Annotated in this window: 16 protein-coding genes; 3 read left to right on the forward strand and 13 right to left on the reverse strand. The window is 56.4% G+C overall.

Going from position 1 to position 15,511, the window contains the following annotated elements; translation table 11 throughout:
* The first annotated feature begins 191 nt into the window (after positions 1-191).
* On the forward strand, positions 192-803 hold the full coding sequence (locus ACXADJ_RS12320) for an REP-associated tyrosine transposase (RefSeq protein ID WP_475066327.1): 612 nt from the start codon (positions 192-194) through the stop codon (positions 801-803).
* Between the two features lie 83 nt (positions 804-886).
* On the opposite strand, the gene ACXADJ_RS12325 is transcribed toward ACXADJ_RS12320, so the two are convergent.
* The 10 genes from ACXADJ_RS12325 to ACXADJ_RS12370 all read right to left on the reverse strand — a co-directional run bounded on the left by ACXADJ_RS12325 (position 887) and on the right by ACXADJ_RS12370 (position 12,605).
* Positions 887-1,615 carry an ABC transporter ATP-binding protein gene (locus ACXADJ_RS12325; protein WP_475066330.1) on the reverse strand — a complete coding sequence of 243 codons (729 nt, stop codon included), beginning with the start codon at positions 1,613-1,615 and terminating at the stop codon, positions 887-889.
* Complete coding sequence (locus ACXADJ_RS12330; protein WP_475066333.1) at positions 1,602-2,381, reverse strand: ABC transporter permease; 780 nt, start codon at positions 2,379-2,381, stop codon at positions 1,602-1,604. Before ACXADJ_RS12330 ends, ACXADJ_RS12325 begins: the two co-directional genes overlap by 14 nt.
* Positions 2,378-3,391 carry an ABC transporter substrate-binding protein gene (locus ACXADJ_RS12335; RefSeq protein ID WP_475066335.1) on the reverse strand — a complete coding sequence of 338 codons (1,014 nt, stop codon included), beginning with the start codon at positions 3,389-3,391 and terminating at the stop codon, positions 2,378-2,380. The genes ACXADJ_RS12330 and ACXADJ_RS12335 overlap by 4 nt, the downstream gene beginning before the upstream one ends.
* A 566-nt stretch (positions 3,392-3,957) precedes the next feature.
* A complete protein-coding gene (locus tag ACXADJ_RS12340) occupies positions 3,958-4,302 on the reverse strand; it encodes a HigA family addiction module antitoxin (protein WP_475066337.1) in 345 nt (114 codons plus the stop codon).
* Positions 4,303-4,488: 186 nt separating this feature from the next.
* Positions 4,489-5,265: a Ni/Fe-hydrogenase, b-type cytochrome subunit gene (cybH, locus tag ACXADJ_RS12345; protein ID WP_475066339.1), complete on the reverse strand. Its 777-nt coding sequence runs from the start codon at positions 5,263-5,265 to the stop codon at positions 4,489-4,491.
* Positions 5,266-5,329: 64 nt separating this feature from the next.
* Entirely contained in the window at positions 5,330-7,141 is a 1,812-nt protein-coding gene (locus ACXADJ_RS12350; protein WP_475066341.1) for a nickel-dependent hydrogenase large subunit, read from the reverse strand.
* Entirely contained in the window at positions 7,138-8,250 is a 1,113-nt protein-coding gene (locus tag ACXADJ_RS12355; RefSeq protein ID WP_475066343.1) for a hydrogenase small subunit, read from the reverse strand. Before ACXADJ_RS12355 ends, ACXADJ_RS12350 begins: the two co-directional genes overlap by 4 nt.
* A gap of 446 nt (positions 8,251-8,696) precedes the next feature.
* The gene (locus tag ACXADJ_RS12360; protein ID WP_475066345.1) at positions 8,697-10,232 is read right to left on the reverse strand and encodes a nickel-dependent hydrogenase large subunit; all 1,536 of its coding nucleotides are present in this window, start codon (positions 10,230-10,232) and stop codon (positions 8,697-8,699) included.
* Positions 10,229-11,233 carry an NADH-quinone oxidoreductase subunit B family protein gene (locus ACXADJ_RS12365; RefSeq protein ID WP_475066348.1) on the reverse strand — a complete coding sequence of 335 codons (1,005 nt, stop codon included), beginning with the start codon at positions 11,231-11,233 and terminating at the stop codon, positions 10,229-10,231. The genes ACXADJ_RS12360 and ACXADJ_RS12365 overlap by 4 nt, the downstream gene beginning before the upstream one ends.
* Positions 11,220-12,605: a PAS domain-containing sensor histidine kinase gene (locus ACXADJ_RS12370; RefSeq protein ID WP_475066350.1), complete on the reverse strand. Its 1,386-nt coding sequence runs from the start codon at positions 12,603-12,605 to the stop codon at positions 11,220-11,222. Before ACXADJ_RS12370 ends, ACXADJ_RS12365 begins: the two co-directional genes overlap by 14 nt.
* Before the next feature lie 568 nt (positions 12,606-13,173).
* Here ACXADJ_RS12370 and ACXADJ_RS12375 point away from each other — a divergent pair.
* A complete protein-coding gene (locus ACXADJ_RS12375) occupies positions 13,174-13,746 on the forward strand; it encodes a HupE/UreJ family protein (RefSeq protein WP_475066353.1) in 573 nt (190 codons plus the stop codon).
* A 127-nt stretch (positions 13,747-13,873) separates the two neighbouring features.
* On the opposite strand, the gene ACXADJ_RS12380 is transcribed toward ACXADJ_RS12375, so the two are convergent.
* From ACXADJ_RS12380 to ACXADJ_RS12390, 3 genes are all read right to left on the reverse strand, one after another.
* Entirely contained in the window at positions 13,874-14,101 is a 228-nt protein-coding gene (locus ACXADJ_RS12380) for a zf-HC2 domain-containing protein (protein ID WP_028293250.1), read from the reverse strand.
* Positions 14,098-14,727 carry a sigma-70 family RNA polymerase sigma factor gene (locus ACXADJ_RS12385; protein WP_245582636.1) on the reverse strand — a complete coding sequence of 210 codons (630 nt, stop codon included), beginning with the start codon at positions 14,725-14,727 and terminating at the stop codon, positions 14,098-14,100. Before ACXADJ_RS12385 ends, ACXADJ_RS12380 begins: the two co-directional genes overlap by 4 nt.
* 161 nt (positions 14,728-14,888) lie before the next feature.
* Positions 14,889-15,092: a hypothetical protein gene (locus tag ACXADJ_RS12390; RefSeq protein ID WP_475066356.1), complete on the reverse strand. Its 204-nt coding sequence runs from the start codon at positions 15,090-15,092 to the stop codon at positions 14,889-14,891.
* 41 nt (positions 15,093-15,133) lie between these two features.
* Here ACXADJ_RS12390 and ACXADJ_RS12395 point away from each other — a divergent pair, with 41 nt between their 5' ends.
* Positions 15,134-15,499 carry a diacylglycerol kinase gene (locus ACXADJ_RS12395; RefSeq protein WP_028293247.1) on the forward strand — a complete coding sequence of 122 codons (366 nt, stop codon included), beginning with the start codon at positions 15,134-15,136 and terminating at the stop codon, positions 15,497-15,499.
* The last annotated feature ends 12 nt before the right edge of the window (positions 15,500-15,511 follow it).

Genomic DNA, 15,511 nt, shown 5'->3' on the forward strand with positions numbered 1-15,511 from the left:
TGTCCGGGAACACGGCCCTTCACATTTGAGTAACGAGTCTTCCAGGAAGCGCGGGCCTCGTATATTTGAATAAAAGCACCCTCTGGGAGCGCGGGCGGCCCGCCCGCATTGTTGCCACACAAGGCTATGGCTTCACGACATGAACATAAAGATTCATCATAAAACCCCACATACATTCAAGGCAGGAAGCCATGAATACTCTTCCCAAAGGACTGCATAGCCGCGGCTACCTTCCCCACGTCGATGGTGCCGAATACCAGACGATCACTTACCGCCTCGGCGACGCCCTGCCTCAAAACGTATTGGAAAGCCTCAAAGAACTACCCGAAAAACAGCGCCGCATTCAAACCGAAACCATCATGGATTCAGGCCTCGGCAGCTGCCTGCTCGCCAAGCCGGAAATTGCTTCCATGGTGATCGACAACTGGCGCTACTTCGACAACAACAGATACCAGCTCATCGCCTGGATCATCATGCCCAACCACGTGCACATTCTGATTCGGGTGTTCGAAAACCAGTCACTGTCCAACATCGTTCAAAGCTGGAAGTCCTATACCAGCAAACAAATCCTCAAGCATTTGCATCATGCGGGCGGGCCGCCCGCGCTCCCGGAAAAAACAATTGCGACCTATGCAGAAAATGAGACCCGCAAAATCTGGCAAGCGGATTACTGGGATAGATACATTCGTGATGAAAAGCATTACCGACAAGCGATTGACTACATCCATCAAAACCCGGTGAAAGCCGGGTTGGCAAACTCCCCGGAAGAGTGGCGTTGGAGCAGTGCCCATTGCGGGAAATGAAATTAACGGCTCGCGTTTAACTCAAACAACATTTCCGGGAGCGCGGGCCGCTGGCCCGCATCAAGCGGCAAAAATACGTACAATTATCGACCCGCCAGAACGTCCGGATGCTCCGCCAGCAGCCCTTGTTTCCAGGCACCCACTTCAATCGCTCCCCGCGGCCTCGGCAGTTCAACCGCAGTATCAAGAATCAAGCGCCCCGGCGCTGCCGATAAAAACAGCACGCGGTCGGCCAGTTGTATGGCTTCGTCGAGGTCGTGGGTAACGAAAATAACGGTGGGCTTTTGCTGCTGCCAAAGATTCTCCAGCATGCCCCGCAGGTGCTGGGCGGTTGGTTGATCAAGGGATACAAACGGCTCGTCGAGCAATAACAAATCCGGTTTGGCCAAAAACGCGCGGGCAATACTCACCCGCTTTTGCATACCGCCAGATAGCTTGCGTGGGTATTCAGCGCCCTTTCCTTGCAGGCCAACGACATCCAGCATGGCATAGATGTCGGTACGAGCGATCTCCGGAGCCGTCAATCGCAGATTTTCCTCAACCGTCATCCAGGACAACAACCGTGGCTGTTGGAAGATGTAGCCCAGCTGGCAGGGAGTTTGAGCCTGGCTTTGGCCGTTCACCTTGATACTACCCGCTTCGCTGGGCTCCAGCCCGGCGATCATATTCAGCAGTGTGGTTTTCCCCGTACCAGAGGGGCCGACCAGCGCAACAAACTGGCCTTCCGGTATGCTGGCTTTGATTTCCCCGAGCGCCGCCTGCCGGGCATTGGCGTAGTATTTTTGTTTCAGATCGAAATCAAGCCTGACCATAACCACCCCGCGCAATATAACGGTCGATAGGCCGCATGATGACGGCTTCGATCAGCAAGATCACAATGGCAAACGCCAGGGTGTAAGCGAGGATGCTGGCAATATCGAAGAAGTGGAAAAAGGTACCCAGCTGGAAGCCAACGCCGTCGCTGCGACCAAGCAATTCCACCACCAGCACAATCTTCCAGATTAACGACAGCCCAGAGCGCGCCGCCGCCATAATAAATGGGTATAACTGCGGCAAATACACATGGAAGAAAGTCTTCCAGCGCGATACCTGATACACCTGCGCTACCTCCAGCAGCTGACGATCCACAATGCGTGCACCTTCTCGCACCATCACCACCACAGTTGGAATCTTGTTGACCGCAACCGCAGTCACCGCCGCGGCTTCGGTCAGACCAAACCAGATGTAGCACAGCAGAATCGTCACCAGCGCAGGTACGTTCAAGGCGATCACCAGCAAGGCATCGCCCGCCAGATTTAGCCGCCGATAAGCGCCCATCACAATGCCAATCAACACGCCCAACAGCATGGCAATGGCAAAACTCACCGCGACACGCAATAGCGTTACTGTCAGATGGTGCAGCATGTCTCCTTCGAACAGGTGTTCGTACAAACTTCCAAGCACGGCAAACAGGCCCGGTAAATTGCTGCTGTCGAGGATTCTGGCAGCCACTTCCCAGCCAGCCAGCACCAGCAGCAGTGGCACCGATGACCACAGCAGGGATGACCAAACACCGGGAGGATTACCCTGCTGACTCATGGAGAAACCCGTTGAACCTCACAACGGCTTGCTGGCTGACACTCAACCGGCATCAGAAACATGCTGTTGTCCAGGGAATTGGCACCGCCGGTCAGTTGCTTGCCACCTTCACGAGCAAAAATGTCGTAGAGTTTGTTCAAGGCCTGAACGTTGTCGGCGTTGAAATCCTTCAATACCCCTTTACGGTACTCATCGCGCAGAGTGATAAAAATGGCGTCGTCCTCACTTTTGGTCAGTGGCTTGATGCGTTGCCATTCGGCGTCGGAGGTCAGCAGAATCTGACGGGCTTCGCTGGAGGCTAGCAGAAACCGGTTCAGCAGCGCACTGTTGTCTTGCGCCCAATCATCACTCACCACCCAGCCCACCAGGGGCACCTGCACAGCTCCCTGGGAAGTAATACCCAAACTTTCCAGCGCCTGCTGAACAGTGATCAGGGGCCGGTAACCACGGGCCTTCAGACGGGCACTGTAGTGCCAGAAATTCAGCGACGCTTCGAGCTTGTTGTCGAACATCAGCTTATTGAGCAACGGCGGTGCGGCAAATACCGGCTGCACTGTTTTCTGCAAGTCCACGCCATTTTGTTTGGCATAGGCTTGCAGCAGCAGCCAGCTTTTATCCACAGCGCCACCGGCGATGCCCAACCGCTGGCCATCAAAATCCTTCAGCGAACCGACGTTCAGATCAGGCTGCAAGTACACCCCACCCGCAGCGGCCGACACCGGCGAAAAGCTGTACATACGACGGGCGTGACGCTGACGGTTCACCCACACCCAATCGCTGTAAATCAGATCTACGGCGCCGCTTTGAAGTGCCACCGAGCTGGCGTTTTTACCGCCGACGGGCGTCACATCCAGTTGGAAGCCGTGCTTGCGATCCAACTGGTGCTGGCGAATAACGTCCATTTCCCAATTCAGCGTGCCGAATTGCAGCACAGCCACTTTAACTGCTGGTAACGTGGACTGGGCGTTCGCAGCAGAAAAGGTCAGCAGCAAGCTCGTAAGCAGTGCCACAAGAAGCAAAGCCTGCGAAAACAAAGGCGAGCTGGGAGGCCGGACCGAAGATGGAGAAAAACGTGATGTAACCATAGGCGCTTCGTTGTTGTTATTGGCTGCATTGGTTGTATGGGCAAGGGCTCGCCACTGACGCGCCCCGTCAGTTGAGTATAGCCAGCGGTAACAAGCCGCTCCTATGCCACCATCGTTGCTGATAAAACGCTGGAATGTGTACCAAAGCAGTATTGGCGCTGTGTTACTAGGGACCCTCTGAATAACTCTGCACAGCTCTCGGCTCTGGCCTCCTGCTTCGCCCTACCTCCTGCATCCATGCAGTCGTGCGCGAGTCCTGCAGGTTGTCAGAACAAGGCGGCGAATGCAGCGGAATGGCTGGCCCTTTCCAAATTCGCCAACGCTGTTCTGGCGGCATGCAGGCCGCGCCCCACGGGGATGGCAGGGCATTGCTGACTCTGTGTCGCTGATTTTTGACTTGACCCGTCAGGCCTGCAAATCAGCTTCGTGATTCAGCGTCGCCCTGTCATCCAGAGCGGGCACCGGGTTATTCAGAGGGTCCCTAGCACAGATTAACAGGCGGATTCCGAATGCAACGCCCGGTACAGCTCCCACAACTGCTGTTTTTCCAGCCAGAACATTGGCGTGGTGTTGAAGTGGGCGGTAAGTTTGAGGGCGGTGTCGGCGCTGATGGCGCGCTGGCCGTTGACGATTTCGTTCACCCGTCGACGGGATACGCCGAGGATGCGGGCGAGATCGGATTGGGAAATACCCAGCGGGGTCAGGTAACAACGCTGCAGAAAGACGCCGGGATGCTCGGGTTTACGCATCGGGAAAGCGGCAGGTTTGCGAATGGCGGAAGTCAGCGGTTTGATGGCCGTTGCGGTATTGATGGCTGTTACCTTGTTGGTTGTCACGAGAGCACCGTGTGCATTCGAGAATGCGGGCCAGCGGCCCGCGCTCCCGGCAGGAGTTACATCAAGATGTTTTATTCGGTGTGCACCGCGCACCAAAAAACTGTCGCTCCAGTGTACTTTGCCCGTAGGAGCGAATTCATTCGCGAATAAATTCGCTCCTACAAGACAAGCAGTAGCCATGAATGCTCAGTCTGGCTTGTCGTCCTTGAACATTCTCCAGCCACCTACCATGGTGGAAATCAGCGACTGGCGCGACATGATGTCTTCCCGAATGGCCACGTACACGTGGGTCATGACGAAGACGATGATGTACCACATGCCCAGGTGGTGCCATGTGTGCACGTCCTGGCTCTGGCCCATCAGCGGGATCACCCAGCCAAACCAGCGGTCGGCCCAGCTGCCTACCCCCAGACCTTCACCGTACAGCGCAAAGCCGGTAACGATCATAAAGATGGTGCCCAGCACGAAGAAGCTGAACATCGCCAGCTGCCCCATCGGGTTGTGGCCAATGTATTTCTTCGGGGTTTTCTCGATGAACAGGTACCAGCGCAGTTCGTGCAGCAGTTCGCTCCACCACTTCTTCTTGTGGATCGGCACAATAAACAGCTCACGGGCGTGGTGATTACCCACAAAAGCCCAATACACCCGGCCAACGAAGGCAATAGCAAAGACGTAGCCAGCGGCAAAATGGGCAAAACGGATGTAGCCCATCAGAAAGTTATCAATCGCTTCACCCGGCATGGTAGGCAGTGGCGAGCCGATAAAATAACCGGTAACACACAAGACGATGATGCACAGCACCGTCACCCAGTGCCACAAACGCAGCGGCCATTCGTAAACGAAAACCGCGGTCTGACGGCGTACCTGTTCTCCCTGAACCGTGGTGTCTTCCACCTGAGTAACAGTGGAAGCGGACACTGCTGCAGCCGGTACGTCGTTAGTTTTTATGCTTTGTTCAGACATAACCTTTCTCCTGTCAGTGGTACACCCGCAAGCTCAAGACTAACAGGTGTTACCGACTCCGGTTTCAGCGGATTTTCACCTTGCTCAGCTCCTGACCATCCGGTGCCATCACGTGGGTAGAACACGCCAGGCATGGATCAAAGCTGTGCAGGGTACGGAGGATTTCGACCGGCTCGTCCGGGCGTTCCATCGGGGTGTTCAGCAGCGACGCTTCGAACGCACCAATGTTGCCTTCGGAATCACGAGGAGAACCGTTCCAGGTGGTTGGCACCACGGCCTGATAGTTCTCGATCTTGCCGTCCTTGATCTTGATCCAATGGCCCAGCGCACCACGCGGCGCTTCGTTGATACCCACACCTTTGGCTTCTTTTGGCCAGGTGGATGGGTCCCACTTCTCAACGTTGGCAGTGGAAGAATCACCGGCCTTGATGTTCTGCACCAGCTGGTTCCAGTCATCAATCATGGAGTCGGCACACAGCTCTGCGTCCAACGCGCGGGCCAGGGTGCGACCCAGCGTGGTCGGCAGGAACTGCTTCAGATTCAGATCCAGACCATTGTTCTGGTTGAAGGCAGACAGCGAGCGATCCACCTGATCACGGACATATTCCTTACCAGACAAGTAGGCAATGATGTAACGCGGCAGCGGCCCCACTTCCATCGCGTGGCCTTTCCAGCGTGGTGCCTTGATCCAGCTGTACTTGTGGGCTTCGTCCAGTTCCTTGATGTTGGTCTTGGTACCCTTGGTGTTTGGCCCCAGCTCGAAGGTTGGCTGGTCGGTTTGACCGTCCCATGGGTGCAGGCCCTTGGCGCCATCGGCGTAGGTGTACCAGGAGTGATCAACGAACTCCTGTACCTGGGATGGATCGCGCACATCGACTTCGTGAATCTCGTTCCAGTTGCCACCAATGATGGCACCAGCTGGCAGCAAGTCAGTGGATTTATCGCCCGGCACCACAGTGTGAGTGCCGTAGGACATCACGTTTTCAGCCGCCAGACCACCACCGTACAGCCAGTCCTTGTAGATACCGGCAATGGCCATCACGTCGGGGATGTAGACGTTCTTGATAAATTCCTGGGCTTCCTGAATACGGGCCAGCACGAAGTTCAGGCTCACCATATTCACTGGCGCACCGGCAGCGCCAACGTCATCCAGGTTAATAGCACAGGCCACACCGCCCACCAGATAGTTCGGGTGTGGGTTTTTACCGCCAAAGATGGTGTGGATCTTGACGATCTCTTTCTGCATGTCCAGCGCTTCAAGATAATGCGCCACCGCCATCAAATCGGCTTCTGGTGGACACTTGTACGCAGGGTTATCCCAGTAGCCGTTGGCGAACAGGCCCAGCTGACCAGACTGCACAAACTTCTTGATGCGATTCTGAATGTCACGGAAGTAGCCCGGCGATGACTTGGCGTGGGCCGGAGAGACCATTTTTTGCAGCTCAGACGTGGCTTTGGGGTCAGCCTTGAGGGCGTTTACCGGGTTGATCCAGTCGAGCGCGTGCAGGTGATAGAAATGCACCACGTGATCGTGGATGTTCAGCGCCTTGTCCATCAGGTGACGGATAATGTGAGCGTTGAGCGGAATGTCGATGCCCAATGCATCTTCTACCGCGCGTACGGACGTCAGCGCGTGACAACCGGTACAAACGCCACAGATACGTTCAACAAACGCCCAGGCATCGCGTGGGTCACGGCCTTTCAGAATCACTTCCAGACCACGCCACATGGTGCCGGTAGAAACGGCGTTACGAATGATGTTGTTCTCGTCAACGTTCACTTCGCAACGCATGTGACCTTCAATACGGGTCACCGGATCGACCACCACCCGGCGGCCGCTGTTATCCAGCTGACTGGCGTTCAGTGGTGTGTTCATGCGTGATCCTCATGTTCTTTCTTGCTGGAGTCTTGTGGCTTGTTGTCTTTGCGAGTGGCTTGCTTCAGCGCGCTGACAGCCGCGTGGGCAGCAATCGCAGCGCCCACGCCACCAGCAACGGCAGTACCGATTTCATCGGCATTCTTCTCGATACCGAATTGCGGAATATTGCTCAGACGATCGTAGAAGGAGCCCTTATCCCAGAAACCGTCTTCAGAACAACCGATACAGCCATGACCGGCCTGAATCGGGAAGGACACGCCTTCGTTCCAACGAATGGTCGAACAAGCGTTATAGGTGGTTGGGCCTTTACAGCCGACTTTGTACAGGCAGTAGCCCTTGCGAGCGGCTTCGTCGTCCCACTGCTCAACAAACTGACCAGCATCGAAGTGTGGGCGGCGATAGCATTTGTCGTGAATACGTTGGCCGTAGAACATCTTCGGACGGCCCTGACGGTCGAGTTCCGGCAGCTTGCCGAAGGTCAGCATGTAAGTGATGACGCCAGTCATGACTTCAGCGATGGGCGGACACCCTGGTACCTTGATGATGGGCTTGTCTGTGATCACCTTGTGAATCGGCACCGCCTGTGTCGGGTTTGGACGCGCAGCTTGCACACAACCCCAGCTGGCACAGGAGCCCCAGGCAATGATCGCCTTGGCGTCTTTGGCGGCGTGCTTGAGCTGATCGAGGAATGGCTTACCGCCAACGATGCAGAACATGCCGTCTTCGTTCAGCGGCGGGTTACCTTCCACCGCCAGAATGTATTCGCCCTTGTACTTTTTCATGGTTTCTTCGAGGGCGGCTTCAGCCTGATGACCGGCAGCCGCCATCAGGGTGTCGTCGTAATCCAGCGAGATCATCGACAGCACCACGTCTTTAACTAACGGGTGTGCGGATCGAATAAAGGACTCTGAACAGCAGGTACATTCCAGTCCATGCAACCACAGCACCGGTGTACGCGGTTTGTTTTCCATGGCGTTGGCAATCTGCGGAACAAAGCTTGGGCCAAGGCCCAGAGCAGCAGCGGTGAGGCTGCAATACTTGAGAAAGCTGCGTCGGGTAATCCCCTGTCGCCGCATTACTTCATAGAAGGTTTCAATCTGAGACATGCGGTGTCCTCTGGCGTCCGAACCACTCACGGTAAGAAGGGCTGAAAAGAAACCTTCCAGGGTGGTTGTTATCGTTATATGCGTTGCACCGCTTGCCTCAGCAAGAACCGAACCAAGACTATTTATTGAATAAAATCAGATGGTTACAGGGTTTATAGAAAATAGAAGCGGGGATAATTCAAAAACAAAAAGACAGTTAAGACACAAACCGGAAAGTTGATTTGCAGTAGCAGAAGTAATCAGACAAGCATGGAATTACGACCCGGAACGGCATGTGGATAGCCGCTTTCCAGAGCGGCCCAAAAAACGAAGCTTTCCAGAGCAGTCCTCGAGATGAGTGATATAGATGAGTCACGTAGGTCAGATAAACCCGCGAAGCGGGTGCCATCTGACGCCGCGCCTCAATACAGCATGCCTCGATACACCATGCCTCAGTTCACCGCACCTCAATGCACCGTACACACCATGCACGGGTCGAAGCTGCGGACGATGTGCTGAACGGCAATCGGGTCTTTTTCAGCGGCCATCACAGGGGCACCTTCTAACGCCTGTTCCAGCGGGCCGGGTTGGCCTTGTTCATCGCGAGGGGAGAAATTCCAGGTGGTGGGCGCGACGATCTGGTAGTGGCTGATACGACCGTTTTTAAGCCGAATCCAATGGCCTAGTGAGCCTCGGGCGGCTTCCATCATGGCCGCGCCTTCACCCTCTTTGGCCAGAGGTGCGTTGTTGCAGTACGGCTGATCGACTTGCAGGTCTTTGGCCCACTGCTGCATTTGGGGCAGCATCCACGCCAGCTCCAGCAAACGCGCCAGCATGCGGGTGTGTACGGTCGCGCCTTGTTGCTGCATCAGTTCGGTCATCAGCGGTCGCTCACTGACCACCGCCCGGGCCAGTGCGCCGGTTTCCACGACCTCGCCATTCAAACGCGGCGCCTTGCACCAGCTGTAGGCATGGGGCTTTTCACTGGAGGCCAGTGACACTTCGGTATGGCCCTGGGCCGGATGCTGGGCACCGCTACCGTCTTCCACCCAGCTGTGGGATACATCTTCCTTAATCGCTTCGGTATTAAGCGGCTGCAATCCTGCCGTCGGCAGCCATAGGCCCCGACTCACCTGTATGGACGGGCTGCTACCGGCAAGATCTGGCTGTGGATAATTACCCATGCTCATCAGTTTATCGGTGGCGTGCCCCAGCTGGCTGAAGGCCAGCTGGTCCGACAGGTGCAGGAAGGTTCTCAGGTCGGAAGACTGCCAGCTGTCTTGCGCCGCCCAGTTGCTCAGTGCCGATACCGAGTCCAACTCGTTGATGTCATCGAGGTCGGCACCAAACAAAGTGGTTTCCAGAAAGCGGCGAAACTCCGCCAGAATCGAGATCACCCGCAGGCGTTCCTGACGCGTCACGGCCTTGCTGCTGCCACCGGGCTGAATGGCCATGGAATGCGGCCAGTGTCCGGCCATCAACCCCATCAAGTGCAGAAATTGAGCGCGAGCGGGTAACACCTGTTTGGTGGCGTTGCCCTTGATGGCCTGAAATCGCTCGGCCACTGGTTCATACCAGCTCTGCTGCTGATAAACCGGCCGCGCCATATCGGGCATAAAAAACAGGTAGAAGTGGGTCAGCAAATCGGTCAGGGATTCATTGGCCAGCAACAGGTTTTGGCTACGAATGCCGTTGGCTGTTGGCTGCACGCCGCCTGCGTTGGCCAGTGCATTGGCACAGGCAACGGACTGCGCCACCGAGCAGATTCCGCAAATACGCGGGGTGTACACCAGCGCATCCATGGCGGGTTTGCCCACCAGCATTTGTTCAAAACCCCGAAACAGGGTCGAGTTCACCCGGGCGCTGCTTACCCTTCCCTTTTCCTTGCCTTTGCCCTTGCCACTGGCATCGCTGGTGTCTGTAGCGATATCCAACCGAATATCGAGGTCACCTTCAACCCGGTTGAACGGGCCGACCTGTAAGCGGCGAGTGTTGTCGCTCATTTGTGATTCTTCTTATGCAAAGTGGGCGGATAAATCAGGTGGTCGGAGCGGGCATTTTCTTTCAGACGCTCTGGGGTAGCGGCTTTCGACAGCGACGCCAACGCCACAAACCAGGCCTTGGGCATATCGGTCGGCAAGCCCACCGGAATACCGGCGATTTTCGGGGTTTCGACAAACGACTGCCGTGGCTCCTCAAACTCCGGTGCAGTGCAATTGATGCAGGCGTGCCCGGCCCGGGTACAGGAACCTCCGCCATTCCACAGTCGGCTGTTGCAGTCGGCATGGGCCTGAGTACCAAGGCAGCCCATGTGTTCCATCATGCAGCCCAAGTCCCCCGGCTCTTCGGCACTGGCCTTGTATTCGTAATATTCGTTGCGATTGCAGCCGTGGTGCACCAGTTGGTCGGTGTATAAGCGCGGCCGGAAGAAGGCATCAAAGTCGTCTTCATGGCCTTCATCCAGAGCCAACTGCATCAGGGTTTCGGTGACCCAATCCGGGTGCGTTGGGCAGCCCGATACGTTCACCACCGGCAAGCCGCCGCTGGCCTTGTAGTCACTGCCCAACAAACCACCGCGCAGCTCGCCTTCAAACTGCAAGCCGGTGGCGTCGGTGATGTTGTCGGAGGAGGAGCTGATGCCACCAAAGGCCGCACAGGAGCCAATGGCCAGGGTGTAGCGGGCCTTTTCGGCCAGTTTGCTGACCCACTGAATCATTGGAATGCCGGTGCCACCCAGCAGGTGAAAACGGCCGGTACCGGCTGGGCCACGCAGCATCGAACCTTCAATGCAGAGAAAATCCAACGGGGTTTCGCCGGCAATGACGCTTTCCAGCAAGGCCTGCACTTCGGCACCGGTTTGCTCGCTGAGCGACGGGTGCCAGAGGATATCAATACCGGCGTTTTCCAGCGTCGACACCAGATCCGGACGTTCGGCGTTCAGCAACGACATGGTACAGCCGCCGCAACCACCGGATTGCAGCCACAGTAAATTAGCTCTGGCCATAAATACCTCCTGATTCTGCGTCGCTGGCAACCGGCTGCACCGGCAGTTCCAGGCGGGCAATTGCACCGCCCTGCTCACCGTTTTGGATGGTCAGGTTGCCGCCGTGCTCGCGCACTATGCCGTAGCTGATCGACAGCCCCAGACCAGTTCCCTGCCCCGGCGGCTTGGTGGTAAAGAAGGGATCAAAAACATGGGCCTGATCCTGTTCAGAAATACCCGCGCCGTTGTCGGCCACTTCCAGCCAGAGCCTATCGCACTGCTCCGGTGAGGCCGCCGAGGCAGGCAAGCTGCCCGCCCGAATCGTCAGCCGTGCATCGTCCTGATAGCGAATGGCGTCGACCGCATTTTGCACCAGGTTCACCACCACCTGATGAATCTGACCGGCGTGGCCCTGCCCCATTAACTGATCGGGGAAGTCGCGCTTTACTTGTACCTTGGGGTGTTCTTTCAGAATCCAGTGCAACGCTGACTGCGCTACATGCACCAGATCATAGGGCAGTTTTTCGCTGCGCTGGGTCGAAGAAAACTGCTTCAGGTCGTTGACGATTTCCCGCACCCGATCCGCGCCTTCCAGCGTGCCTTCTACCAAAGAGTCGAGATCGGCAATGGCCTTGTCGATGCGCAGCTCTTCGCGCATTTGCCGCAAGGCATCACGGCTAGCGCCGCTTTGTACCGTGTCGAAATACTGCACCAGTCGGCGGGTGTAGCGTTGCAGGGCGTGCATATTGCCGTACACAAAGCTGATCGGGTTGTTGAGTTCATGGGCAACCCCCGCCACCAGTCGACCCAGCGATGCCATTTTTTCGGCCTGCACCAGACGCTCCTGTGCGACCTTGAGCTCAGCGTGGGCTTCGTTCAGTTCCTTGAAGGCTTTTTGCAGTTCACCTAACGGTCGTCCGGCAACCACAACGCCGATCAGTCGACCGCGCTTGTTAAAACGGGGCGAGCAATTCAATGCCATCGGCACAGGGCCATCGGCGCCGGTCAGCATCAGCTCCTGATCCCGAATGGCTTCGTGGCGAACCCGGTTCATGCAGTCTTTCAGCACCGGTCGGCTTGCTTCCGCAACCAGCGTAACAATCGACTCTCCGGCCAGCATGGCGCCGGTTTTACCGGTCAGCTCTTCACAGGCCCGGTTTACTTGCTGGATACGACCTTCGTGGTCACAGGCAATCAAAACGTCGCTCATGGCCGCCAGCACACCGTCGAAGAAGGTGCGCGACTCTTCCAGCTCAACGTTCTGTTCTTCCACCTGCACCTGGTAGTCCACCAGGTCGGCGTAGGCTTCGTCCATTTTCTGGATCACACTGAGCCAGGCATCCTCACCGGTACGAGGAAGCGCAGCGTCTGTCACCTGATCTGTTTTCGTCATAACGTCTGTGCTCAATCGAGCCATAACCATTCCGATCCATTGCTATGCCAGTGTGGGGCCAACTTCTGCCAAACCGGAGCAGAACCGACGACATGCCCGCCAATGTCGGCCATTGAGTCGGCCATTGAGTCGGCCACTGGCGAGTGTGTGAGTCATGGCTGTGGAAATCAACTTTTCAGTTAACGGACGTACCAGCAAGGCTACTTTCCACTGAGCTTCTGGCCCGTATCGAACTGCGACGCACCCCTGCTACGTGTGTGGTTACCTGTTGATACATAAGCCATTTGTCTGAACACCTACCTGAACAGCGGCCGTAACACGGTCAGACACGCAGCCAGTCTCGTCACTGGCCTGCCTTCAACCTCCCTCAGGCTACTGAATCCAACGGGCGAACAACAAAGCTGGCATTGGCCTTGCTAATACCCTGATCAGGAGCACGGCCCAAACGTTCTCGCCATGAGTCCAGAGCCTCGACTCAAAGTCTCAAATATAAAAGTCTCAAATATAAAAGGCGCCTGCCTTGATCGTTACGGTCGGCGGCCCACACAACAATAATGAAGGAATTACCATGTCTCGCACTGTGTTTATCGCTGGCGCTTTGTTGCTGGCCTCGCCAATGGCGATGGCGCACCCTGCGCACGGTTCCGGCATCGGCGCCGGTTTGCTGCACGCCCTGACCGGCATCGACCACATGATCGCCATGCTGGCGATTGGTTTGTGGAGCACCAACATGACCAACGCCAATCGTCAGCGCCTGATTACCGGCCTGCCACTGGTACTGGCCGCCGGTTTTGCCCTTGGTGCCCTGACCGGGCTGGGCAATCTGGTGGCGACCGCCGACCAGGCCATCGCCCTGTCGCTGGTATTGCTGGGCGGTCTGATTGCTACCCATAAACTGGGTTTGGGACAGATTCCGGCATTGCTGCTGGCAGCCGCGTTCGTCACGGTACACGGCATTGCCCACACCGAAGCGCAAATAGGCCACGCCGTTGGCTTTGTAGTGGGTTTGATGGTGACGTCGACCCTGCTGGTGGCACTGGGCGCCAACATCGGCCAATGGCTGAAATCGGAAGCCAAGCCTGCCATGACGGCGCTGGGCTTGCTGGTATCGGTATCCGGACTGGTGTTTATTCGCGGCTGATTAACCACGTTTTGATCGGAGTGCATCGACTCGATGTGATGCGCTCACCTTGCCTCGGCCGGTACCTGTTCCGGCCACCCTTTCTCCCGGGCTGGGGCTGACCGAACTCAGCTCGGGAGCTTTTACCCTAGCGCTCTGACTTGTCAGCGTCCGGATCGGACGGCTTACGCAGATCGTCCTGCTCAGGACGGGCATAGTCCGACATAAACGAGCGCAACGACGACATCTGTTTGCCGAAGTTTCGACAACCACTGCACATCATGGTGTGAAACTTGAGCTCGACGTTTTCCGCCAGGGTTAATTTTCGATCCTGCGCTTCTGACAGCAGCCGGGTCGCTTCGCGACAATTCATCATGACGACGCTCCCATCGGTCCGGTGAACCAGTTATTTTCCAGACATTCGCGCAACTGCACACGAGCCCGGTACAAGAGCACGTGCAGGTTGCTGACCGTCAGTGAGGCTGCATCGCAGATTTCTTCCGACGTCAGTTCCAGAAATTCCCGCATCATGAATACCCTCGCTTGTTTGGCTGGCAAATGATTCAAACAGGCATCGAACACCGCCCAGAACTGGCGCTCGTGCACCAGTCGCGTGGGCGCATTCCATTCCACGGGCCGCTCTTCAGCGTGCCAATGGCCGGTTTGATTAAAGAGTTGGTCGTCCAACTCCTCGCCATTCTTACAAGCATCTGCTTCGGCCAGCATGTGTTCTTGCTCGCGGTACTTGCTGCGCAGGCTATCGGTAATCTTGTTCTTCAGGATTGAGAAGACCCAGGTCTTCAACGCCGCCTGACGGTTAAACGACGCCGCGTTCTTGAGCGCGCCAGCCAGCGCCTCCTGTACCGCGTCTTCGGCTTGCTGGTCATCGTTCAGTTGCAAGCGTGCAAACGACAGCATCTGGCTGCGCAGGGATTTGAGGAACTCAGGGTCCAGCAAGGCAGCGGCTGCCGTCGTCGAGGATGTGGGTTCAACGGTGGTCACGATCGTTATCCATAATGAGTAGTTATTGCTGGTATTGACTGTCGGCCACGCACTTCGTTTCTTACCCACTGGCTGAATTTTGGTCAAAAATCCGGGCCAGCAACGTAAACGCTACAGACAGAGCACAACAGAAAGAACACCAGCATCAGCTGCCGACGGTGCTACTGCGCCGGAAAACTGACGATCCAGTGTGCCATAGCGATGTTGTTGGCTCCTATGGCAAATGTCTCAAATAGCAGCACCAGATACGTCGTTTGTGCAACCCGACCAAAGCCCCAGAGCAGCCTAGCAGGCGTGGGCACAAACAACATCAAAAGCTCTACACAAGTCACTGCAAAAAATCTGACAAGCTTTTCCAATAGCATGGATGTCCCCTGAATCTTTCCTGACTCTGGAACCGCGCACCATGCAAACGAAAACCACCGGGTTTAAACGCTTTTACTACGCCTCTCGGTATTCCTGGCAAGGTATTAAAGCCGCCTACTGCAATGAACCGGCGTTTCGCTACGAAGTCTGGGCAGGGGCGGTGCTGCTGCCAGCCAGCTTTGTGGTGGCCACCAGTGCCAGCCAATGGGCGCTGCTGCTGTGCAGCTATTTGTTGATTCTGGTGATGGAGTTGGTCAACACCGCGATTGAAGCCGTGGTGGACCGAGGTGGGCTGGAATACAACCCGATGGCGGGATTGGCGAAAGATCTGGGATCGGCAGCGGTCACTGTAACCATCGCCATTTGCACCCTTTGCTGGCTGGCGACCCTGATTGATAACGCCTGACAGGGCTGACTC

The organism is Oceanobacter sp. ABM4_470 (genome assembly GCF_056158645.1).

What these genes read in the sequence shown, in the direction of transcription:
- ACXADJ_RS12320 (WP_475066327.1), top strand. Translation starts at nt 192, where the DNA reads ATGAATACTCTTCCCAAAGGACTGCATAGCCGCGGCTACCTTCCCCAC.
- ACXADJ_RS12325 (WP_475066330.1), bottom strand. Translation starts at nt 1,615, where the DNA reads ATGGTCAGGCTTGATTTCGATCTGAAACAAAAATACTACGCCAATGCC.
- ACXADJ_RS12330 (WP_475066333.1), bottom strand. Translation starts at nt 2,381, where the DNA reads ATGAGTCAGCAGGGTAATCCTCCCGGTGTTTGGTCATCCCTGCTGTGG.
- cybH (WP_475066339.1), bottom strand. Translation starts at nt 5,265, where the DNA reads ATGTCTGAACAAAGCATAAAAACTAACGACGTACCGGCTGCAGCAGTG.
- ACXADJ_RS12350 (WP_475066341.1), bottom strand. Translation starts at nt 7,141, where the DNA reads ATGAACACACCACTGAACGCCAGTCAGCTGGATAACAGCGGCCGCCGG.
- ACXADJ_RS12355 (WP_475066343.1), bottom strand. Translation starts at nt 8,250, where the DNA reads ATGTCTCAGATTGAAACCTTCTATGAAGTAATGCGGCGACAGGGGATT.
- ACXADJ_RS12360 (WP_475066345.1), bottom strand. Translation starts at nt 10,232, where the DNA reads ATGAGCGACAACACTCGCCGCTTACAGGTCGGCCCGTTCAACCGGGTT.
- ACXADJ_RS12365 (WP_475066348.1), bottom strand. Translation starts at nt 11,233, where the DNA reads ATGGCCAGAGCTAATTTACTGTGGCTGCAATCCGGTGGTTGCGGCGGC.
- ACXADJ_RS12370 (WP_475066350.1), bottom strand. Translation starts at nt 12,605, where the DNA reads ATGACGAAAACAGATCAGGTGACAGACGCTGCGCTTCCTCGTACCGGT.
- ACXADJ_RS12375 (WP_475066353.1), top strand. Translation starts at nt 13,174, where the DNA reads ATGTCTCGCACTGTGTTTATCGCTGGCGCTTTGTTGCTGGCCTCGCCA.
- ACXADJ_RS12380 (WP_028293250.1), bottom strand. Translation starts at nt 14,101, where the DNA reads ATGATGAATTGTCGCGAAGCGACCCGGCTGCTGTCAGAAGCGCAGGAT.
- ACXADJ_RS12390 (WP_475066356.1), bottom strand. Translation starts at nt 15,092, where the DNA reads ATGCTATTGGAAAAGCTTGTCAGATTTTTTGCAGTGACTTGTGTAGAG.
- ACXADJ_RS12395 (WP_028293247.1), top strand. Translation starts at nt 15,134, where the DNA reads ATGCAAACGAAAACCACCGGGTTTAAACGCTTTTACTACGCCTCTCGG.